20 protein-coding genes and 5 tRNA genes are annotated in these 20440 nt (G+C 72.1%); 17 read left to right on the forward strand and 8 right to left on the reverse strand.

Features of this window, described 5'->3' with window-relative positions; translation table 11 throughout:
- Window positions 1–139: 139 nt before the first annotated feature.
- The 6 genes from ACGH7X_RS27625 (at window position 140) to ACGH7X_RS27650 (ending at window position 1498) form a co-directional block, all read left to right on the forward strand.
- Complete coding sequence (locus ACGH7X_RS27625; protein ID WP_399889451.1) at window positions 140–874, forward strand: HAD family hydrolase; 735 nt, start codon at window positions 140–142, stop codon at window positions 872–874.
- A 92-nt stretch (window positions 875–966) separates the two neighbouring features.
- Window positions 967–1038, forward strand: a tRNA-Gln gene (locus tag ACGH7X_RS27630).
- Window positions 1039–1078: 40 nt separating this feature from the next.
- A tRNA-Glu gene (locus ACGH7X_RS27635) sits at window positions 1079–1151 on the forward strand.
- A gap of 62 nt (window positions 1152–1213) precedes the next feature.
- Window positions 1214–1286 (forward strand) — tRNA-Glu (locus tag ACGH7X_RS27640).
- Between the two features lie 20 nt (window positions 1287–1306).
- Window positions 1307–1378, forward strand: a tRNA-Gln gene (locus tag ACGH7X_RS27645).
- 44 nt (window positions 1379–1422) lie between these two features.
- Window positions 1423–1498, forward strand: a tRNA-Glu gene (locus ACGH7X_RS27650).
- 67 nt (window positions 1499–1565) lie between these two features.
- Here the strand turns inward: ACGH7X_RS27650 and ACGH7X_RS27655 are convergent.
- Window positions 1566–2210 carry a MerR family transcriptional regulator gene (locus tag ACGH7X_RS27655; RefSeq protein ID WP_399889454.1) on the reverse strand — a complete coding sequence of 215 codons (645 nt, stop codon included), beginning with the start codon at window positions 2208–2210 and terminating at the stop codon, window positions 1566–1568.
- Between the two features lie 82 nt (window positions 2211–2292).
- On the opposite strand from ACGH7X_RS27655, the gene ACGH7X_RS27660 reads away from it, so the two are divergent.
- Entirely contained in the window at window positions 2293–2832 is a 540-nt protein-coding gene (locus ACGH7X_RS27660) for a DUF4188 domain-containing protein (RefSeq protein WP_399889457.1), read from the forward strand.
- Window positions 2833–2895: 63 nt separating this feature from the next.
- On the opposite strand, the gene ndgR is transcribed toward ACGH7X_RS27660, so the two are convergent.
- A complete protein-coding gene (gene ndgR, locus ACGH7X_RS27665; RefSeq protein ID WP_055421783.1) occupies window positions 2896–3612 on the reverse strand; it encodes an IclR family transcriptional regulator NdgR in 717 nt (238 codons plus the stop codon).
- Between the two features lie 197 nt (window positions 3613–3809).
- Here ndgR and leuC point away from each other — a divergent pair, with 197 nt between their 5' ends.
- The 4 genes from leuC to ACGH7X_RS27685 all read left to right on the forward strand — a co-directional run bounded on the left by leuC (window position 3810) and on the right by ACGH7X_RS27685 (window position 7147).
- Entirely contained in the window at window positions 3810–5240 is a 1431-nt protein-coding gene (leuC, locus tag ACGH7X_RS27670) for a 3-isopropylmalate dehydratase large subunit (protein WP_399889461.1), read from the forward strand.
- Between the two features lie 5 nt (window positions 5241–5245).
- Window positions 5246–5839 (forward strand): 3-isopropylmalate dehydratase small subunit, encoded by a 594-nt coding sequence (gene leuD / locus ACGH7X_RS27675; RefSeq protein ID WP_399889464.1) that lies wholly within the window; start codon window positions 5246–5248, stop codon window positions 5837–5839.
- Window positions 5840–6128: 289 nt separating this feature from the next.
- Complete coding sequence (locus tag ACGH7X_RS27680; RefSeq protein ID WP_399889467.1) at window positions 6129–6359, forward strand: hypothetical protein; 231 nt, start codon at window positions 6129–6131, stop codon at window positions 6357–6359.
- A 137-nt stretch (window positions 6360–6496) separates the two neighbouring features.
- Window positions 6497–7147, forward strand: a complete 651-nt coding sequence (locus ACGH7X_RS27685) for an HU family DNA-binding protein (RefSeq protein WP_399889470.1) — start codon at window positions 6497–6499, stop codon at window positions 7145–7147.
- Between the two features lie 109 nt (window positions 7148–7256).
- Here ACGH7X_RS27685 and ACGH7X_RS27690 read toward each other — a convergent pair whose 3' ends face one another.
- Together ACGH7X_RS27690 and cofC are read right to left on the reverse strand one after the other, a co-directional pair.
- Window positions 7257–7484, reverse strand: a complete 228-nt coding sequence (locus tag ACGH7X_RS27690) for a hypothetical protein (protein ID WP_399889473.1) — start codon at window positions 7482–7484, stop codon at window positions 7257–7259.
- A gap of 9 nt (window positions 7485–7493) precedes the next feature.
- Window positions 7494–8132 (reverse strand): 2-phospho-L-lactate guanylyltransferase, encoded by a 639-nt coding sequence (cofC, locus tag ACGH7X_RS27695; protein ID WP_399889476.1) that lies wholly within the window; start codon window positions 8130–8132, stop codon window positions 7494–7496.
- Between the two features lie 143 nt (window positions 8133–8275).
- Between cofC and ACGH7X_RS27700 the strand changes: the two genes are divergently transcribed.
- The 3 genes from ACGH7X_RS27700 (at window position 8276) to ACGH7X_RS27710 (ending at window position 11333) form a co-directional block, all read left to right on the forward strand.
- Entirely contained in the window at window positions 8276–9076 is an 801-nt protein-coding gene (locus ACGH7X_RS27700; protein ID WP_399889479.1) for a lysophospholipid acyltransferase family protein, read from the forward strand.
- Window positions 9073–10083, forward strand: coding sequence for an NAD(P)H-dependent glycerol-3-phosphate dehydrogenase (locus ACGH7X_RS27705; protein WP_399889482.1), 1011 nt, complete (start codon window positions 9073–9075; stop codon window positions 10081–10083). The genes ACGH7X_RS27700 and ACGH7X_RS27705 overlap by 4 nt, the downstream gene beginning before the upstream one ends.
- A 92-nt stretch (window positions 10084–10175) precedes the next feature.
- The gene (locus ACGH7X_RS27710; RefSeq protein ID WP_399889485.1) at window positions 10176–11333 is read left to right on the forward strand and encodes a D-alanine--D-alanine ligase family protein; all 1158 of its coding nucleotides are present in this window, start codon (window positions 10176–10178) and stop codon (window positions 11331–11333) included.
- Window positions 11334–11573: 240 nt separating this feature from the next.
- On the opposite strand, the gene ACGH7X_RS27715 is transcribed toward ACGH7X_RS27710, so the two are convergent.
- The gene (locus ACGH7X_RS27715) at window positions 11574–11807 is read right to left on the reverse strand and encodes an Lrp/AsnC family transcriptional regulator (RefSeq protein ID WP_019328745.1); all 234 of its coding nucleotides are present in this window, start codon (window positions 11805–11807) and stop codon (window positions 11574–11576) included.
- A gap of 227 nt (window positions 11808–12034) precedes the next feature.
- On the opposite strand from ACGH7X_RS27715, the gene ACGH7X_RS27720 reads away from it, so the two are divergent.
- Window positions 12035–13003, forward strand: coding sequence for a thiamine-phosphate kinase (locus tag ACGH7X_RS27720; protein WP_052838407.1), 969 nt, complete (start codon window positions 12035–12037; stop codon window positions 13001–13003).
- Window positions 13000–13824, forward strand: coding sequence for a bifunctional hydroxymethylpyrimidine kinase/phosphomethylpyrimidine kinase (gene thiD / locus ACGH7X_RS27725; protein ID WP_399889488.1), 825 nt, complete (start codon window positions 13000–13002; stop codon window positions 13822–13824). The genes ACGH7X_RS27720 and thiD overlap by 4 nt, the downstream gene beginning before the upstream one ends.
- On the opposite strand, the gene ACGH7X_RS27730 is transcribed toward thiD, so the two are convergent.
- The 3 genes from ACGH7X_RS27730 to rpmB all read right to left on the reverse strand — a co-directional run bounded on the left by ACGH7X_RS27730 (window position 13805) and on the right by rpmB (window position 18439).
- Complete coding sequence (locus ACGH7X_RS27730; RefSeq protein WP_399889491.1) at window positions 13805–15007, reverse strand: FAD-dependent monooxygenase; 1203 nt, start codon at window positions 15005–15007, stop codon at window positions 13805–13807. The two genes, thiD and ACGH7X_RS27730, sit on opposite strands and share 20 nt — an antisense overlap.
- Before the next feature lie 86 nt (window positions 15008–15093).
- Entirely contained in the window at window positions 15094–18123 is a 3030-nt protein-coding gene (locus ACGH7X_RS27735) for an ATP-binding protein (RefSeq protein WP_399889494.1), read from the reverse strand.
- Window positions 18124–18253: 130 nt separating this feature from the next.
- Complete coding sequence (gene rpmB / locus ACGH7X_RS27740; RefSeq protein WP_003993230.1) at window positions 18254–18439, reverse strand: 50S ribosomal protein L28; 186 nt, start codon at window positions 18437–18439, stop codon at window positions 18254–18256.
- A gap of 265 nt (window positions 18440–18704) precedes the next feature.
- Here rpmB and ACGH7X_RS27745 point away from each other — a divergent pair, with 265 nt between their 5' ends.
- Window positions 18705–20390, forward strand: coding sequence for a DAK2 domain-containing protein (locus ACGH7X_RS27745; RefSeq protein WP_399889497.1), 1686 nt, complete (start codon window positions 18705–18707; stop codon window positions 20388–20390).
- The last annotated feature ends 50 nt before the right edge of the window (window positions 20391–20440 follow it).

The following is a 20440-nucleotide window of genomic DNA, read 5'->3' on the forward strand; positions in this document are numbered from 1 at the left end:
CAAGGGGCGGCACTCGGAACTCCGGGTGCTGCCCCTGGTCACTCCGCTGTGCGTCGGCCTCCGCACGCTTCGGCATCCGTCCGTGACCAGAGCGCCGACGAGCACCCCGACCGCCCCGCCCCGGCGTTACCGTCGGATCATGAGCATTCGCGCCGTGGTCTGGGACGTCGACGACACACTTTTCGACTACACCACCGCCGACCGCGAGGGCATGCGTGCCCACCTGGTCGCCGAGGGGCTCCTCGCCGGGTACGGATCGGCGGAGGAGGCCCTCGTGCGGTGGCGCGAGATCACCGACCAGCAGTGGGCGCGTTTCTCGGCCGGCGAGGTGGACTTCGTCACACAGCGGCGGGATCGCACCCGGGTCTTCCTGGGTCGGCCCGAGCTGACGGATGCCGAAGCCGACGACTGGTTCCAGCGCTACGTCACGCACTACGAGGCCGCCTGGTCCCTCTTCCCGGACGTCATGCCCGTCCTCGACGCCCTCGCCGACAGCCACCGGCACGCCGTGCTCTCCAACTCCAGCCTGACCGTCCAGGACCGCAAGCTGCGCGTCCTCGGTGTGCACGACCGCTTCGAGGCCATCCTGTGCGCCGCCGAGCTGGGCGTCTCCAAACCCGAGGCCGGAGCCTTCCTCGCGGCCTGCGACGCCCTCGGCCTCAGCCCGTCCGAGGTGGCCTACGTCGGGGACCATCCGGAGATCGACGGACGCGGCGCCTCCGACGCCGGGTTGCTCTCCGTATGGATCGACCGCGGCGGCGTGTACGCGACCGTCGACCCCCCGGCCGGGCCGCGTCGCATCGCCTCCCTCGCCGAACTTCCCGCGCTGCTCGGCGCCGATACCCGTTTTGGAGCCCCGTCCACCTTCAGGTAATGTTCTTCCTGCGCCGCCGGAGAACGGGCCGAAAGGTCAGAAATCCGGAGGCGCACGCTAAGACAAGACCTCCGACGGGGGTTGCGTTTCAGTGGCCTATGGTGTAATTGGCAGCACGACGGTTTCTGGTTCCGTTAGTCTAGGTTCGAGTCCTGGTAGGCCAGCTCGCAGAGCTTATCTGCGCCGCGGATCACCATCCGCAAAGCCCCCGTTGTGTAGCGGCCTAGCACGCCGCCCTCTCAAGGCGGTAGCGCCGGTTCGAATCCGGTCGGGGGTACAGATCCTTCCCGCGAGGACAGCTTGGGTCGCTCCCGCTGTCTTTGATGCAGGATCGCTAGGGCCCCCGTTGTGTAGCGGCCTAGCACGCCGCCCTCTCAAGGCGGTAGCGCCGGTTCGAATCCGGTCGGGGGTACGAACTGGTCTAAACCACATTGGTCTATGGTGTAATTGGCAGCACGACTGATTCTGGTTCAGTTAGTCTAGGTTCGAGTCCTGGTAGACCAGCTCGGATCTGCGGCGGTGCAGCACTGAACGCTCGCAAGATCCACGCCCCCGTTGTGTAGCGGCCTAGCACGCCGCCCTCTCAAGGCGGTAGCGCCGGTTCGAATCCGGTCGGGGGTACCAGAGTCCCAAGGGGGCTTCCGCTTCGGCGGGAGCCCCCTTCGGCGTTCGACCGGCCGCCCACCCGCGTTCACTCGATCCCGTACCGCCGCGTCGTCTCCTCCTCCTGCGCCAGCCGGTGCAGGGCCCGCAGCGCCGGCTCGAAGAGCACCGCGGCCGCGACGGCCATCTCGACCTTCTCCGCCTCCGAGGCGTGGCTCTCCAGGAAGTCCAGGTCCCGCCGGGCCACCTCGTGCATCAACGCCCCGTACGGCGCCAGCAGTTCCGCGTCCCAGGGATAGCCGAGACGGCGCAGCGTGGCCATCGCCACCACGAGCGAGCGGTGGACGGGGGAGAGGGAGGCCAGTTCGCGGGCCGACTCCCAGCCCAGCCGCTCCAGCAGCCGGTCCGCCTCCGCCCGTGCGGCCACCACGTCCGGGTCCTCCTCGTCCGGCTCGGCCTCCTGCGGCAGCGCCCACATGGCGGCCCCGATCCGGATGGTCCGGCCCAGCGACACGTCGTCGACGTGGCCCAGCACCTCCCGGGCCGTCGCCACCGGGATCTTGCCCACCTGGATCAGCGCCCGCACCAGCCGCAGCCGGCGCAGATGGCCCTCGTCGTACTCGGCCGTGGTCGCGTTGAGCTGCCGGCCCGGCGGCAACAGCCCCTCGCGCAGGTAGTACTTGATCGTCGCGGTGGAAACCCCGCTGCGCGCGCTCAGGTCGGCCAGTCGCATCCCTTGCACCCCTCATCGGATAGCGCCACTATCTAAGCAGGAGTACTTGGACAGTGCAGCTCACCAACACGGGGAGGCGTCAATGCCGGGCAAGACCGCGCTCGTGGCCCGTACCACCGCCGCGGCCGAGGGGGACGTGACCGTCCTGCTGATCGGCATGCGGATCAACCACTTCTGGGCCGTGCACCACTGGCTGCCGGTCCTACTCGCGATGCCGCGCATGCTCCGCGAGCTGGCGAAGGACCCGGAACGCGGACTGCTGGGACACGTCCTGCTGACGGCGTCACCGCGGACGTACTACGTCGTCCAGTACTGGGAGTCCAAGGAGAAGCTCTACCGCTACGCGCACTCGCCCGACATGTTCCACCACCGGGCCTGGGCGATCATCAACCGCAAGGAACGGGCGGGGAAGGCCCGCGGGCACGTGGGGCTGTGGCACGAGGCGTACGTCGTGCCCGAGGGGTCGTACGAGTCGATCTACGCGGACATGCCCGTCTTCGGCCTCGCGGCGGCGCACGGACAGGTGCCGCTCGAGCGGCGGGGCAAGCGGGCGCAGGACCGGTTCGCGTATCGGTCGAAGAAGAGCGCGAGCGCCGGGGAAGAGGCCCCGGACAGGGCCTGAGAACGGAGCGGGGCCCGCCGCGGCGTTGAGGCGGGCCCGTTACCGGTCAGGTGTCCTGGGTGGTCAGCCGGTGCGGCGCAGCGCCTCGGAGAGGCGGCCCGCGGCGTCGATGATCGCCTGCGCGTGCATACGGCCGGGGTGGCGGGTGAGGCGCTCGATGGGGCCGGAGACGGACACGGCGGCCACCACGCGGTTGGAGGGGCCGCGCACCGGCGCGGAGACGGACGCGACGCCGGGCTCGCGCTCGCCGATCGACTGGGCCCAGCCGCGGCGGCGCACGCCGGACAGGGCCGTCGCCGTGAAGCGGGCGCCCTGAAGACCGCGGTGGAGGCGCTCGGGCTCCTCCCAGGCCATCAGGATCTGCGCCGAGGAGCCGGCCTTCATGGTGAGCGTGGAGCCGACCGGGACGGTGTCCCTGAGGCCCGACAGCCGCTCGGCCGCGGCCACACAGATGCGCATGTCGCCCTGGCGGCGGTAGAGCTGGGCGCTCTCGCCCGTGATGTCGCGCAGGTGGGTGAGGACCGGCCCCGCCGTGGCGAGCAGGCGGTCCTCGCCGGCCGCCGCGGCCAGTTCGGCCAGGCGCGGGCCGAGGATGAAGCGGCCCTGCATGTCGCGCGCCACCATACGGTGGTGTTCCAGCGCCACGGCCAGGCGGTGGGCCGTGGGTCGTGCCAGTCCGGTCGCACCGACCAACCCCGCGAGGGTGGCCGGACCGGACTCCAGAGCGCTCAGGACGAGGGCCGCCTTGTCCAGAACGCCGACGCCGCTACTGTTGTCCATGAAACGATACTCCCGTCTCACTCTGTGAAACGCAAGTTCAATTTTCCGTGGAACGCGCCACTCTGGATGGCACGAAGTCACAACGGCCCGTGACGAAAGGGCCTGGTGGCGGTTGCCCGGAAACACAGGGGTGAGGGCACCGCTTCCCCAAGATCTCTAGTTGGGTCGGCGCGTTGTCGCCGGCCGGAGGGAAAGCGATGGGTAGGACACTCGCGGAGAAGGTCTGGGACGACCATGTCGTCCGGCGCGCCGAGGGCGAGCCCGACCTCCTCTTCATCGATCTGCACCTGCTGCACGAGGTGACCAGCCCGCAGGCCTTCGACGGCCTCCGCAAGAGCGGCCGTCCGGTGCGCCGGCTCGACCTGACCATCGCCACCGAGGACCACAACACCCCGACGCTCGACATCGACAAGCCCATCGCGGACCCGGTCTCCCGGGCCCAGCTGGAGACGCTGCGCAAGAACTGCGCGGATTTCGGCGTCCGGCTGCACCCGCTGGGCGACGTCGAGCAGGGCGTCGTGCACGTCGTCGGCCCGCAGCTGGGCCTGACCCAGCCCGGCACCACCGTGGTCTGCGGCGACTCGCACACCTCCACGCACGGTGCCTTCGGCGCGCTGGCGTTCGGCATCGGCACCTCCCAGGTCGAGCACGTGCTGGCCACCCAGACGCTGCCGTTGGCCCGCCCGAAGACCATGGCGATCACCGTCAACGGCGAACTGCCCGACGGCGTCACGGCCAAGGACCTGATCCTGGCGATCATCGCGAAGATCGGCACCGGCGGCGGCCAGGGCTACATCCTGGAGTACCGCGGCGAGGCCATCGAGAAGCTCTCGATGGAGGCCCGGATGACCATCTGCAACATGTCGATCGAGGCCGGCGCCCGCGCGGGCATGATCGCCCCCGACGAGACCACCTTCGCCTACCTCCAGGGCCGCCCGCACGCCCCCGAGGGCGCGGACTGGGACGCCGCGGTGGAGTACTGGAAGACGCTGCGCACCGATGACGACGCGGAGTTCGACGCCGAGGTAGTCATCGAGGCCGCCGAGCTGGCCCCGTTCGTCACCTGGGGCACCAACCCCGGCCAGGGTGCGCAGCTGTCCGCCGCCGTCCCCGACCCGGCTTCGTACGAAGACGCTTCGGAGCGCTTCGCCGCCGAAAAGGCCCTGGAGTACATGGGGTTGGAGGCCGGACAGCCGCTGCGCTCCATCCGGGTGGACACCGTCTTCGTAGGTTCCTGCACCAACGGCCGCATCGAGGACCTCCGCGCCGCCGCCGAGATCGTCCGGGACCGCAAAGTCGCCGACGGCGTACGCATGCTGGTCGTCCCGGGCTCCGCGCGGGTGGGGCTCCAGGCCGTCTCCGAGGGTCTGGACGTGGTCTTCAAGGAGGCCGGCGCCGAATGGCGGCACGCGGGCTGCTCGATGTGTCTGGGCATGAACCCGGACCAGCTGGCCCCCGGTGAGCGCTCCGCGTCCACGTCCAACCGCAACTTCGAGGGGCGCCAGGGCAAGGGCGGCCGCACCCACCTGGTGTCCCCGCAGGTCGCGGCCGCGACGGCGGTCCTGGGCCACCTGGCCTCCCCGGCCGACCTGTCCGCCGCCGACGTCCCCACGCCCGCTGGAGTCTGAGAGTCATGGAAGCGTTCACCAAGCACACCGGCCGGGCCGTCCCGCTGCGCCGCAGCAACGTCGACACCGACCAGATCATCCCCGCCCACTGGCTCAAGAAGGTGACCCGGGACGGGTTCGAGGACGGGCTGTTCGAGGCCTGGCGCAAGGACCCGGAGTTCGTGCTCAACCTGCCCGAGCGCCGGGGCGCCACGGTGCTGGTCGCCGGCCCCGACTTCGGCACCGGCTCCTCGCGCGAGCACGCCGTCTGGGCGCTGCAGAACTACGGCTTCAAGACGGTGATCTCCTCCCGTTTCGCCGACATCTTCCGCGGCAACTCGCTGAAGAACGGCCTGCTCACGGTGGTCCTCGACCAGAAGACCGTGGACGCGCTGTGGGAGCTCACGGACAAGGACCCCCAGGCCGAGATCACGGTCGACCTGGAGGCCCGCGAGGTCCGCGCCGAGGGTGTCACGGCCGCCTTCGAGCTGGACGAGAACTCCCGCTGGCGGCTGCTGAACGGGCTGGACGACATCTCGATCACCCTGCGGAACGAGGCGGACATCGCCGCGTACGAGGCGAAGCGCCCGCCGTTCAAGCCGCAGACCGTCCAGGTCTGACCCGGCGCCGGGGCCCCCACCGGGTTCCAGGAGGCTCCACAAGGTCGAGTTTCGGCCACCCAACACCCCCGACGTACCCCCGATCAGCCCGATCGGGGGTACGGCCGTTTTCGGGCCCGCTCGCGTCCCGCCGTCACGGATGTGGCGTACAACTTCCCACGTTAGAGGCGTTGTTGCCGGGGTACGCACCTCATGAAGGCTTGGCTTCCGGGTGTGCCCGGAAGGCCGTTTGAGGCGGCAGTTGCCCCCTGCGCAGGCGACAACTCGCCCCAGATGGCACAATCTGTGCATGGAACACGACGGCCAACTCGAGCTCTATACGGCGGTCGCGGTCCGGCTCAAGGAAGCGCACACAAGAGTGCGCGCACTGCAAGTCCCGGAGGGCGTACGGATGGCGCTGACCCGGAAGCTGCTGGTCATTACGGCCGCGGCCAAACACGATCTCGCCGGTGCGGCAGGGCGCCTGGATCGGTTCACCGCCGACCTCGACGCGGGTCGATTCCCCGAAGAGGAAGGCTGAACAGACCGGGACAGCCCGAGTCCGTTGCGGCACAAGGGTGATTAGCCCGTTTCGTGTTTGATTTGCGGTATATATCTGCCTAACGTGCGAAAAAGCTTGAACACATTCGTTCTGGCGATGTCTCCGAAGGGGAAGACGTGAACAAGGCGCAGCTCGTAGAAGCGATTGCCGACAAGGTGGGCGGACGGCAGCAGGCCGCCGACGCTGTCGACGCGGTCCTGGACGCCCTCGTCCGTGCGGTCGTCGCGGGCGACCGGGTCTCGGTCACCGGCTTCGGTTCCTTCGAGAAGGTCGACCGTCCGGCCCGCTACGCCCGCAACCCTCAGACGGGAGAGCGGGTTCGGGTCAAGAAGACCTCCGTGCCGCGCTTCCGCGCGGGTCAGGGCTTCAAGGACCTGGTGAGCGGCTCGAAGAAGCTTCCGAAGAACGACATCGCGGTCAAGAAGGCCCCCAAGGGCAGCCTGTCCGGCCCGCCGCCCACCATCTCCAAGGCCGCGGGCAAGAAGGCCGCCGCCAAGAAGGCCACGGGCGCCGCGAAGAAGGCCACGGCCAAGAAGACGTCCGCGGCGGCGAAGAAGGCGACCGCGAAGAAGACCACCGGCGCCGCCAAGACCACGGCGAAGAAGACCACCGCCAAGAAGTCCGCGGCCAAGAGCACCACGGCGGCGGCGAAGAAGACCGCGGCCAAGAAGGCCCCGGCGAAGAAGGCGACCGCCAAGAAGGCCCCGGCCAAGAAGTCGACCGCCCGCAAGACCACCGCCAAGAAGGCCACCGCCCGCAAGAAGTAGCAGGCAGCAGCAGGCGAACGGGCACAGGGGCACTCACGCGCCGGGCCGGACTCCCTCTCGGAGTCCGGCCCGCGGCGTGTCCGGGGTCCGGCGGGAAGACCCCCGCGGATCAGAACGTCTGCAGTGTCACCAGCGTGATCCGGCGGCTCGTGTCCGTGTCCGTGCCGCCCGTGTCGCCCACGCCCTCGGTCTCGATCCGCACCCGCTGCCCGGGCCGCAGCAGCCTCAGGCCCCCCGCGTCGAACGCCGCCGCGTCGAAGGGCACGGGCGTGCCGTCGTCGAGCAGCACCTGCCCGCTGCGGCTTACGGGGTCGTACGTGTAAGCGGTCGCCTGCATGCCGGCAGCCTACTGCCCGGCGATCAGCAGGCGCGCCGTCACCGCGGCCGTACGGGGGCCCACCCCCAGCGCCAGCGCGGTGCGAAGATCATCGCCGGTGTCGACGTCCTGCCGTACGGAATCCACCGCGGCGAGGCGTAGTTCCACCGCGCCGGAGGCCCGGTGAAGGGCCCGCGAATCCGGGCCGAAAGCGGGGGCCAATTCACAGCCCGGCGCCGCGGCCAGCAAGGTGGTGCCGATTCCGGCCGCGTCGGGGAGAAAGGCGCGCGGGAATTGTGCGGCCGCCGCCAGTACCCGCGCCAATTCGGCGGGCCGCAGTGCGGGGAGATCGGCGTTGAGCGCGGCCACCGGACTTTCGGGCCGCGCCGCCCGTACCACGGCCGCTCCGTGCGCCAGCGCGGCGTTCAGACCGTCGCCGGGCTCGTCCGCGACCACGCCCGCACCGAGCGCAGCGAGCTCCCGTCCGGCCCGTGCGTCGTCCGTGACGACTGCCACATCCGCGACCTCCGGGCAGGCCAGCGCGGCCGCCACGGTGTCCTGTGCGAACGCCAGCGCGAGCCCCGGCCGCACCCCGTCGTCCGCGGTGTCCGACAGCCTGCTCTTGGCCCGGGCAAGGGGCTTCACGGGTACGACCAAGGTCCACTGCACGAGCGTTCCGTCCTTATCTCGTCGCCGTCATTGTCACCTGGGGGACCTGGCGGTTCACTCTTCGGGGCGTACGGTGTTCTCGACAGACGGGCGGCCCGGGGCGACACTTGTCCGGCCCCAGGCCCTGGAGGAAAGGTGTCAGCGTGCCCCGCCGCAGAATCGGCTTCTGGTACCGCCTGGCCGCGGTGATCTGCAAACCGCCGCTGGTGGTTCTGATCAAGCGGGACTGGCGGGGAATGGAGAACATTCCGGCCGAGGGTGGATTTATCACCGCCGTGAACCACAATTCGCACGTCGACCCCTTCGCGTACGCGCACTACCAGTACAACACCGGGCGCGTCCCGCGATTCCTGGCGAAGAGCGGCCTTTTCCGGAAGGGCTTCGTCGGCGCAGCGATGCGGGGCACCGGGCAGATCCCCGTCTACCGCGAGAGCACGGACGCGCTGAGCGCCTTCCGGGCCGCGATCGACGCCGTGGAGCGCGGCGAGTGCGTCGCCTTCTACCCCGAGGGCACCCTCACCCGCGACCCGGACGGCTGGCCGATGACCGCCAAGACCGGTGCCGCGCGCGTCGCCCTCCAGACCAGGTGCCCGGTGATCCCGGTCGCCCAGTGGGGCTGCAACGAACTCCTGCCGCCCTACGCCAAGAAGCCCAGCCTCCTGCCGCGCAAGACCCACCAGGTGCTGGCCGGCCCGCCGGTCGACCTGGCGCGGTTCTACGGCAAGGAGATGACCGCGGAGCTGTTGAAGGAGGCCACCGAGGTCATCATGGCCGCCGTCACCCGCCAGCTGGAGGAGATCCGCGGCGAGAAGGCGCCCGAAACCCCCTACGACCCCCGCCGCGAGCGGATCGAGCAGCGGCGCCGGACGCAGTCACAGCAGACGCAGCCGCGGCCGACAAGGACACGGACACAGGGACCGCAGGCAGAAGGGCAGAGCACGTGAGCAAGCCGGTCAGGGCGGCCGTCTTCGGCACCGGATCCTGGGGCACCGCCTTCGGCGCGGTCCTCGCCGACGCGGGGTGCGACGTCACCCTGTGGGGGCGCCGCGCCGAACTCGCCGACGCCGTCAACTCCACCCGGACCAACCCGGACTACCTGCCCGGCGTGGAACTCCCCGCGGGCCTGCGGGCCACCACCGACGCCGCCGAGGCCGCGCGCGACGCCGACTTCACCGTCCTCGCCGTCCCGTCCCAGACGCTGCGCGCCAACCTGGCCGACTGGACGCCGCTGCTGGCGCCCGGCACGGTCCTCGTGTCGCTGATGAAAGGCGTCGAACTCGGCTCCGCGATGCGGATGAGCGAGGTGATCGGGGACGTCGCCAAGGTCGGCGCCGAGCGCATCGCCGTGGTCACCGGCCCCAACCTGGCCCGTGAGATCGCCGCCCGCATGCCGGCCGCCGCCGTGGTCGCCTGCCCCGACGAGTCCGTCGCCCAGCGCCTCCAGACCGCCTGCCACACCCCGTACTTCCGCCCCTACACCAACACCGACGTCGTCGGCTGCGAGCTGGGCGGCGCCGTGAAGAACGTGATCGGTCTCGCCGTCGGCATCGCGGACGGCATGGGCCTCGGCGACAACGCCAAGGGCTCCCTCATCACCCGCGGCCTCGCCGAGACCACCCGACTCGGGGTCGCCCTCGGCGCCGACCCGCTGACCTTCTCCGGACTGGCCGGTCTGGGCGACCTGGTGGCGACCTGCTCCTCGCCGCTGTCGCGCAACCACACCTTCGGCACCAACCTCGGCAGGGGCATGACCCTCCAGGAGACCATCGCGGTCACCAAGCAGACCGCCGAGGGCGTCAAGTCCTGCGAGTCGGTGCTGGATCTGGCCCGCAGGCACGGCGTCGACATGCCGATCACCGAGACCGTCGTCGCCATCGTGCACGAGGGCATGTCCCCGGTGGTCGCCGTGAAGGAGTTGATGTCGCGCAGCGCGAAGCCCGAACGACGCTGAGCGACCCCGGACGGAACCCGGGCGTCCACCCGCGCCACGCGGCCCCGCCGACGCTGTCTCGGGGCCCCACGGGCGGGTACTCTCAACGCGATATGAGCACCGAGAACCTCCCCCAGAGCCCCGAGCAGCCGCCTCGCAAGCCGCGTGTGGCCGTCGTGTTCGGCGGGCGCAGCTCCGAACACGGGATCTCCGTGGTCACCGCCGGCGCCGTCCTCGCGGCCATCGACCGCACGCGGTACGACGTCCTGCCGATCGGCATCACCAGAGACGGCCGCTGGGCCCTCACCGCCGACGAACCGGAACGCATGGCGATCACCGAACGCCGTACGCCCGACGTCGAGGAACTCGCCGAGTCGACCGAGGGAGGCGTGCTGCTGCCCGTCGACCCCGCGAACCGTGAAGTCGTCTACAGCGAACCCGGCTCGGTGCCCAAGGCGCTGGGCGAGGTCGACGTCGTCTTCCCCGTGCTGCACGGCCCGTACGGCGAGGACGGCACCCTCCAGGGCCTGCTGGAACTGTCCGGTGTGCCCTACGTCGGCGCGGGCGTGCTCGCCTCGGCCGTCGGCCAGGACAAGGAGTACATGAAGGCGGTCTTCACCTCCTACGGTCTCAAGGTCGGCCCGTACGTGGTGATCCGGCCCCGTGAGTGGGAGCAGGACCGTTCCGGCGCCCGCAAGAAGATCGTCGACTTCGCCGGGGAGCACGGCTGGCCGCTGTTCGTGAAACCCGCGCGCGCGGGTTCCTCGATCGGCATCACCAAGGTCGACGACCTCTCCGGCCTCGACGAGGCGATCGAGGAGGCCCGGCGCCACGACCCGAAGATCCTCATCGAGGCGGCGCTGCGGGGCCGGGAGATCGAATGCGGGGTGCTGGAGTTCGAGGACGGCCCCCGTGCCTCCGTTCCCGCCGAGATCCCGCCGCCCACGGAGCACGCGTACTACGACTTCGAGGCCAAGTACATCGACTCCACGCCCGGCGTCGTACCGGCCCCGCTCACGGCCGAGGAGACCGCCGAGGTCCAGCGGCTCGCCGTGGCGGCCTTCGACGCGGCCTCCTGCGAGGGGCTGGTGCGCGCGGACTTCTTCCTCACCGAGGACGACGAGTTCGTCATCAACGAGATCAACACCATGCCCGGCTTCACGCCGATCTCCATGTACCCGCAGATGTGGCAGGCCAGCGGCGTGAGCTACCCGGAGCTGGTCGACCGGCTGGTCCAGGCGGCGCTGCGGCGGCCCACGGGACTGCGCTGAGCCTCCCCCTCGCACGACCGAGAAGGCGATCCCCTCGGGGATCGCCTTCTCGCAGTATGATCAGCGGGTTTCCCCAGCCCGCTGCCCGCAGGCGGCAGCGCCTTGTCCGGTTGTCAGGGTTACGCCACAGCTTGGCGATCCCGCGCTCCGGCCGGGAACCGCCGCAGACTCGCTGTCGTCTGCTGAGGAGCAGCCTGCGGCGACGATCAACGGTGCGCGAGCGAGCGGGCGGAGAGGGGGCTAGAGATGGACGACCGGACAGGTCAGAGTACGGGTGATGCCGTCCACTTGCTGGACCTTGGCGACCACCATGCGACCCAGTTCGTCGACGGTGTCGGACTGGGCGCGGACGATGACGTCGTAAGGTCCTGTCACGTCCTCGGCCTGGATCACTCCAGGGATCTTGCTGATCGTCTCGGCGACGGTCGACGCCTTGCCGACCTCCGTCTGGATCAGGATGTACGCCTGTACCACGGAACCTCCAGAGCGGCCACGAGGATCATGTGGGGAAAAGGAACGCCACGGTATCGCGTAGCCGCTCTCCGCGGGGAGACCCGCGGGCCGCGGGCCTCGCGCGCCGGGGTGCCGGAATGACACGAGTTGACGAACACGCCGACCGTGACGACGGTCATTTCGACCGTAACGAGGACAGAGATGACGCGCGACCGGGCACGGACAGGGACAGAAGGGGAGCCAAGGCGATGAAGGGCACTGTTGGTGAGCTGGGGGAGTTCGGGCTCATCAGGGAGCTCACCTCCCGTCTCACCACCACCCCGGCGGTCCGGGTCGGTCCCGGCGACGACGCCGCGGTGGTGGCCGCACCCGACCGCAGGGTGGTGGCCAGCACCGACATCCTGGTGGAGGGGCGGCATTTCCGCCGCGACTGGTCCACCGCGTACGACGTGGGCCGCAAGGCGGCGGCGCAGAACCTGGCCGACATCGCCGCCATGGGGGCCGTGCCGACCGCGCTGCTGCTCGGCCTGGTCGTGCCCGCCGAACTGCCGGTGACCTGGCCGACCGAGCTGATGGACGGGCTGCGCGACGAATGCCAGGTCGCGGGCGCCTCGGTGGTCGGCGGCGACGTGGTGCGCGGCGACACCATCACCGTCTCCATCACCGCGCTGGGCGACCTGCGCAACCAGGAGCCCGTCACCCGGGGCGGCGCCCAGCCCGGCGACCTCGTCGCGGTGACCGGCTGGCTGGGCTGGTCCGCCGCCGGGTTCGCCGTGCTCTCCCGCGGTTTCCGCTCGCCGCGCGCTTTCGTCGAGGCCCACCGCCGCCCCGAGCCGCCCTACCACGCGGGCCCGGCCGCCGCCGGCCTCGGCGCCACCGCCATGTGCGACGTGAGCGACGGGCTCATCGCCGACCTGGGGCACATCGCCGAGGCCAGCAAGGTCAGGATCGACGTCCGCTCCGGTCAGATCGACATCCCCTCCCAGATGAACGACATCGGCCAGGCCGTCGGCGTCGACCCCATGCAGTGGGTGCTCACCGGGGGAGAGGACCACGCGATCGTGGCGACCTTCCCGCCCGACGTGAAGCTCCCCGCCCGCTGGAAGGTCATCGGCGAGGTGCTCAACCCCTCGGCGCTGCCCCAGGTGACCGTGGACGGGGCGCCGTGGACCAGCAAGGGCGGCTGGGACCACTTCGGCGGGGACGTGGAGTCGTGACACCGCCGCCCGCGGTCCCGCCCGCCGTCCCGCCCCTGGTCCTCACCGTGGCGGGCTCCGACTCCGGCGGCGGCGCCGGCATCCAGGCCGACCTGAAGACGATGCTCGCCCTCGGCACGCACGGCATGAGCGTGCTCACCGCGGTCACCGCGCAGAACTCCCTGGGCGTGCACGGCGCCTGGGAGCTGCCCGTGGCGGCGGTGCGGGCCCAGTACCGCAGCGTCGTGGACGACATCGGCGTCCAGGCGGTCAAGACCGGGATGCTCTCCTCCGCGGAACTGGTGGAGGCCGTCGCGGAGTTGATCGGCGGCACGGACGCCCCGGCCGTCGTCGACCCGGTCGGCGTCTCCAAGCACGGGGACGCGCTGCTCGCCGCCTCCGCGCTGGACTCGGTGCGCACCAGGCTCCTGCCGGTGGCGACCGTCGCCACGCCGAACCTCGACGAGGTCGCCCAACTCACCGGCGTACGGGTCGAGTCGGACACCGATCTGCGCCGGGCCGCGGCCGCCGTGCTGGAGTACGGGCCGCGCTGGGCGCTGATCAAGGGCGGCCACCTCGCCGGCGACGCCGTCGACCTGCTCACCGACGGCTCCGAGGAACACTGGCTGCGCGCCCCCCGCCTGGACAACCGGCACACGCACGGCACGGGCTGCACCCTCGCCTCGGCCGTGGCCTGCGGGCTGGCGAAGGGGCAGTCGGTACCGGAGGCGGTGGCGGCGGCCAAGGAGTACGTCACCGGGGCGATCGCGGCCGGGTTCCCGCTCGGCGGCGGCATCGGTCCGGTGGACCACGGCTGGGCGCTCAGGCGGGATACTCCCTGAGCTCGATGCCCGTGGCGGCCTTCTCCGTGAGCCGCTTGAAGAAGCCGGCCAGCAGCCGGGAGCTCAGCAGCCGGTACATGCGGTCGCGGCTGCGGATACGGCGCTCGGTGGGCGGGGCGAAGAACGGGCCCGCGTTGCCGGAGATCTTCTGGCAGCCCTTGGCGAAGTCCCGGATCCGCGTCTCGTACTCGGCGAACGCGGTGCGGTGGTCGCCGCCCGCCAGGGCGAGTTCCCCGGCGAGGACGTGGGCGCCGACGATCGCCACGCCCGTGCCCATGCCGCCCATGGTGGCGCCGTACCCGGCGTCACCGAGCAGCGCGACGCGCCCCTTGGCGAGACGGTCGACGTGGATCTGCGCGATCGCGTCGAAGTACAGGTCGTCGGACTCCTCCAGCGCCTTCAGCACGTCCGGGGTCTCCCAGCCCATCCCCGCGAACCGCTCGCGCAGGATCCGCTTCTGCGCGGCCACGTCACCCCGGTCGTACGCCAACTGCTCCGAGCGGAAGACCAGCAGGGCGCCGGCGCGCTCCGAGTCGCCGTCGTAGTTGCCCACGCACACCGCCCGGCCGGGCTCGCTGTAGAGGCGGCCGGCGCGGTCGAGGCCGAGGTGGTTGGGGATGCCGAAGCCGGCCACGTAGTGGTCAAGGAAGCGCAGGTAGTGGGTTTCGTCGCCGAAGACCAGGTGGCGGGTGCGCGAGTGCAGGCCGTCGGCGCCGACGACGAGGTCGAAGCGGCGGGGCGCGCCGCGCTCGAAGGTGACGTCCACGCCGTCCGGGGTGTCGTCGAGCGTGGCGACCGAGTCGCCGAAGACGTACTCGACGGTGTCCTTCGTGCGCTCGTGGAGGATCTTCGCCAGTTCGCCGCGGAAGATCTCGACGTCCCCGCTCATCATCTGGGCGGGCAGGTCCACACGCGGGGTGCCGTCGGCGTCGACGACGGTCTGCCGGCCCATGTGGGTCTGGCGGGCGTGGATCTCCTCCCAGACGTCCATGGCGGTCAGCACGGTCCGGTGGACGTGTCCCCGGAAGTCGACGGCGAAGCCGTCCCCGCGCAGGGCGGGTGCCTTCTCGACGACGGTGACGCGGGCGCCGTACCTGGCGAGGCCGAGAGCGAGGGCGGGCCCGGCGACGCCGGCGCCGGAGATCAGGACGGTGAGGTGGCCGAGACGGTCTGTGTTCGTCATGGCAACGAGCCTCGACGGTGCCGCTGACCGTTCGCGCACCGTCCGCCTACCGCGCGGTCACGGGGGCTTACCGCGGGGCGGGGCGCCTACCGCCCGCTCAGGGACGCGGAGCGCAGCCCACGCCCCCGCTCGAAGGCGCGGTCGTACGCCTCGGGGGCCAGCCGGGCGCGGACGTCCCGCTCGGTGCGGGCGGCGTCGGGGTCGCCGGGGGCCGGGGCGCCGCGCAGGCCCGTGGCCGCGCCGAGCAGTTCGGCGGCCCGCTCCGGGTCGGGGGCGAGCGCGGACAGGGACTCGGCGACCTCCGCGAGGGCGAGCACGTCGGGGGAGTCGAGGGCGAGCACGCGGGCCTGCTCCAGCCAGTCGCCGGCCGCCTCCACGTCGCCCTCCGCGCCGGCCGTGCGGCCCAGGCCCACCAGGATGCGGACCGACTCACCGGTGCTGAACCAGTTGGCGGCGCACAGCCGCAGCGCGTTCTCGTACTCCACGCGCGCGCGTGCCGTGTCACCGGACAGCCGGGCCACGTCACCGAGGCCACGCCGGGCGCTGGCCACCTTGTCACCGGCACCGGCCGTGCGCGCGAGCGCCGCGGAGCGCGTGAAGTGCGTGGCGGCCTCCTCGGGCTCGCCCCGGTGCAGCAGTACGAGCGCACGGGAGCGCAGCAGGTCCGCGGTCTCCTCGGGCGCCTCCAGCTCCCGCACCAGGGCCAGGCCCTCGTCGAGCAGTTCGAGGGCCTGGTCGTAGGCGCCCCTCCGGTTCGCGAAGCCGCCCAGCGGGTCGAGGCAGTTGGCCATGCCCCAGCGGTCCCCGGTGGCACGGAAGCCGGCCAGGGAACGGGCGAAGGCGGCCTCCGCCTCGTCGGCCCGGCCCGCGAACAGCTCCTGGTAGCCGATGCCCATCTCGAGCAGCGCCAGCCCCCAGGGCCGCCTGCCGACCTGGACCCTCGGCAGGGCGTCCTGCACGAGCGTGGGCCCGCAGGTGAGGGAGTGCAGCACGACGGCGAACGGCAGCCGCAGCGGCCGGTCCAGCGACTCCATCACCGCCGCCACGCGCGCGACCCGTTCGGTCTCGGCCGGGTCGTCCGCGTCCACCGCGACCGCGTTCATCGCGCACAGTGCGTACTCCTCGGTCAGTCCCTCCGGCGGCTCGTCCCCCACGGCCGCCAGCAGCGCGCGGGCCCGCGGCACCTGTTCGCCGTGCTGCCCGCGCAGCCGGCGGAACCAGGTCAGGACGGCCATGAGCCGCAGGGCGTCGCGAGGGGCGGTGTCCGTGAGATGCCGCTGGGCCGCGTCCAGGTTGCCCAGCTCGGCCGTGAGCCGGGCCAGCCAGGGCAGCTGACCGCCGGTGCGCAGCCGCGGCTCCGCCCGCTCGGCCAGATCCAGGAAGTACGCCGCGTGCGCGTCGCGCAGCCCGTCCCGGCCGGTCAGGCCCTCGGCCGCGAACGCGCGGAGGGTCTCGAGCATCCGGTAGCGGCCCTGGGGCAGGTGCTCCAGGAGCGACTTCTCCACCAGCGAGGCCAGCAGATCCTCCGGGTGCGGCACCCCGCACACGGCCTCCACGGCCTCCAGCGTGGCGCCCCCGGTGAAGACCGTCAGCCGCCGGGCCAGCTCACGCTCCTCCTCGTCCAGCAGATCCCAGCTCCACTCGACGACGGCGCGCAGCGTGCGGTGCCGGGGCGCCTTGGAACGGTCGCCGCGACTGAGGAGACGGAAACGGTCGTCCAGGCGGTCGGCCAGCTCGTCCGGCGCGAGGGTGCGCAGCCGGGCGGCCGCCAGTTCGATGGCCAGGGGCAGCCCGTCCAGCGCCGCGCAGATCTCCGGCACGCGCGCGTGGCCGTCGAAGCCGGGGCGCACCGCACGCGCGCGTTCCAGGAACAGCTCGACCGACGGGCGCGGCGACAGCGGCGGAACCGGCACCAGGGCCTCGCCGGTGATCCCTAGGCCCTCACGGCTGGTGGCGAGGATCCGCACTCCGGGGCAGGCACCCAGCAGCAGCGCCGTCAGCTCCGCGGCCGCGTCGACGAGGTGCTCGCAGTTGTCGAGCACGAGCAGCGGCTCCCGGTCCTCCAGGGCGGTCAGCAACCGCTCCGTGGTGTCCGCGCCCGTGTTGCGAAAGCCCTCACGCACACCGAGTGCCGTGAGTACGGCGTACGGGATCTGCGCGCCGTCGGTGAGGGGCGCCAGCTCGACGAAGCAGACGTCCGCCCGGGAGCCCGGCGTACCGCACCGGCCGGCCGCCTCGATCGCGAGCCGCGTCTTGCCGGTGCCGCCGGGCCCGGTGAGCGTGACCAGGCGGGCCTCGGCGAACAGGGCGGTGATGCGGTCCAGCTCGGCGTCCCGGCCGACGAAGCGGGTCAGCTGGGCGGGGAGGCGGGGGCGGCGCGGGGCGGCGGCGGTGTGTCCCCGGAGCAGTTCGCCGTGGAGCGCGGACAGCTCGGGTGACGGGTCGGTGCCCAGCTGCTCGGCCAGCGTGCGCCGTGCCTCCTCGAACACCGTCAGCGCCTCGGCGGGCCGCCCGCCCGCGTGCAGGGCCCGCATCAGCTGCCCGTAAAGCCGCTCGCTCAAGGGATGCGTGGCCAGCAGTCCCCGCAGTTCGGGAACCAGCTCCGGACCGCCGCCGAGCGCCAGATCCGCCTCGACACGGTCCTGTACGGCGGTCAGCCGCAGCTCCGTGAGCCGCGCCGCCTCGGCGGGTGCCAGCGGCAGGTCGGGCAGTGCCGGGCCGCGCCACAGCGCGAGCGCTTCACGCAACCCGGCCGCCGCGCGCGCGGGATCACCGGCGGCGAGAGCGGCACGCCCCTCACCGGACAGGCGTTCGAATACGTGGCTGTCGATGGATTCGGGCGGTGTGACGACGCGGTAGCCCGCGCCGCTGCCCTCGATGTGCGTGTGCGGAGTGAGCCGCCCCCGAAGCCGGGAGATCTGCGACTGGAGGGCGTTGGCGGCACCGGCGGGCGGCTCGGTGCCGTACAGGCCGTCGATCAGCCGGGCCGACGGGACCGTGCGGCCCGCGTCGAGGAGCAGCAGGGTCAGCAGCGCTCGCGGACGGGGGCCGCCGGGGTCGACGGAAGTGCCGTCGTCGGTACGGATGTCCAGAGGGCCGAGGATGCCGAAGCGCATTCCCGGGATTCTGGCACGGCGGAGCATCCCGGCACCGCGGAGATTTTGGGCACGGCAAAAAGCCGGCCCACCCGAGGTGGACCGGCTCCGTGCAGCGGACCAGGCAGTGGCCGCGCGCTCAGCTGATGCGTCAGCGCGAGACCTTGCCGGCCTTGATGCACGAGGTGCAAGCGTTCACGCGCTTCGGCGTCCCGCCCACCACGGTACGCACACGCTGGATGTTCGGGTTCCAGCGACGGGACGTACGGCGGTGCGAGTGCGAGATGTTGTTGCCGAAGCCCGGCCCCTTGCCGCAGACGTCGCAGTTGGCAGCCACGGGTCACTCCAAAGACTTCAGATGCACTTACGGTTGATCCCGGCATGCCGGGATCAAGCTCTCGGAGTCGCGAACGGTCCGGGATCTGAGTGGCGGTGCCAGGGGGAGAGCCCGATCGGGATCGGGCAACCGGAGCAGCATACAACGGCTGCTCCCGTACAACGAAACTACCACGGCAGCTCAGGGGCCCGCCCCGGCCCTCTTCCGGTGGGCCCCCTCCCACGGTCTACGCTGCCAGCCACGTCCGCAGCTCAGGGAGGCGCAGGTGGCGCAGGTGCCGCAGAGGTTCTTCGACGCTCTGGCGGTGCGTACCTGGTGCGGTCTGTCGCTGCGCGCGCTGGGACGGGCGCGTGAGGAGATCGACGCCATCAACGTCTATCCCGTCGCCGACGGGGACACCGGCACCAACCTCTACCTGACCGTCGAGTCGGCCGTCGCCGCCGTGGAGGCCGTGTTCGCCGCGCACGAGGTGGACGCGGGGGCGCCGGACGCGCACGGCGGGCCCTCGCTGGCGGATGCCGTGGGTGCGATGGCGCACGGGGCGCTGATCGGCGCGCGGGGCAACTCCGGGACGATCCTGGCGCAGCTGCTGCGCGGCATGGCCCAGGTGCTCACCGCGCGGGGTGAGGCGGCCCACACCGAGGGCACCGGCCTGCGGCTGGCCCTGCGGCACGCCGCCGCGTCCGCCCGGCAGGCCGTGGCCCACCCGGTCGAGGGCACCGTCCTGACCGTCGCCTCGGCCGCCGCCGACGCGGCCGACGACGCGGAGGGCGACTGCGCGGACGTGGCCCGCGCGGCCTACGAGGGCGCCCGCGCGGCGCTCGCCGCCACCCCGGACCAGCTGCCCGTCCTGGAGCGCGCCGGAGTGGTCGACGCCGGCGGACACGGTCTGGTGACGGTCCTCGCGGCGCTGGTGGAGACCTTCACGGGCCGGGCGCCGGGACCGCTCGCCCTGCCGCACGCGCGCGTGGAGCACGGCGGCGAGGGCCCCGCGGGGGAGTGCGCCGCACCGGAAGGCGAGGAGAACGCGCCCGCCTTCGAGGTGATCTACCTCCTGGAGGCCGAGGACGCGGCCGTGGCACGGCTTCGGCAGCGGCTCGACGGCCTCGGGGACTCGCTCGTCGTGGTCGGCGGCGACGGACTGTGGAACGTCCACGTGCACGTCGACGACGCGGGCGCCGCCGTGGAGGCGGGCGTCGAGGCCGGGCGGCCGTACCGGATCCGCATCACCCACTTCGGGCACGGCGACGCGCACACCACCGGGACCGAGCGCCCGCCCCGGGAGCGGACCCAGCGCGCTGTGGTGGCCGTCGTACCGGGGGAGGGGCTGGCGGCGCTCTACACCGAGGCCGGCGCGACCACGCTGCTCGCGCGCCCGGGGGAGCCGCCCGCGAGCGGCGAACTGGTCCAGGCCGTCCGGCGGGCGCACGCGCGCGAGGTCGTGCTGCTGCCCAACGACGCCGAGCTGCGGCACACCGCCGCCGCCGCGGCCGAGCAGGCCCGCACCGAGGGCATCCGCGTCGCCCTCATCCCGACCCGTTCCGCCGTCCAGGGCATCGCCGCGCTCGCCGTGCACGCCTCCGAGCGGCGTTTCGACGAGGACGTGGTGGCGATGACCTCGGCCGCCGGCGCCACCCGCCACGCCGAGGTCACCGTCGCCGAACGCCAGTCCTGGACCACGGCGGGCATCTGCCAGGCCGGCGACGTCCTCGGCCTCATCGACGGCGACGTGGCCGTGATCGGCGCGGACGTCGCGGAGGTCGCCGCGACCGTCCTGGAACGCATGCTGTCGGCCGGCGGGGAGCTGGTCACCCTCGTCCTCGGCGACGAGGCGCCCCAGGCCGTCGCCGACCAGCTGGAGGCACGCGTCCGCGAGGCCTACCTCGCCGTCGACACGGTCGTCTACCGGGGCGGCCGGCAGGGCGCGCTGCTGCTGGTCGGCGTGGAGTAGGCCGGCCCTCCCGGCGGATCGCCGTGGATGACCGGGCTTTTCCGGGCCTT

The organism is Streptomyces sp. BBFR51, assembly GCF_044591655.1.
Lineage (GTDB): Bacteria > Actinomycetota > Actinomycetes > Streptomycetales > Streptomycetaceae > Streptomyces.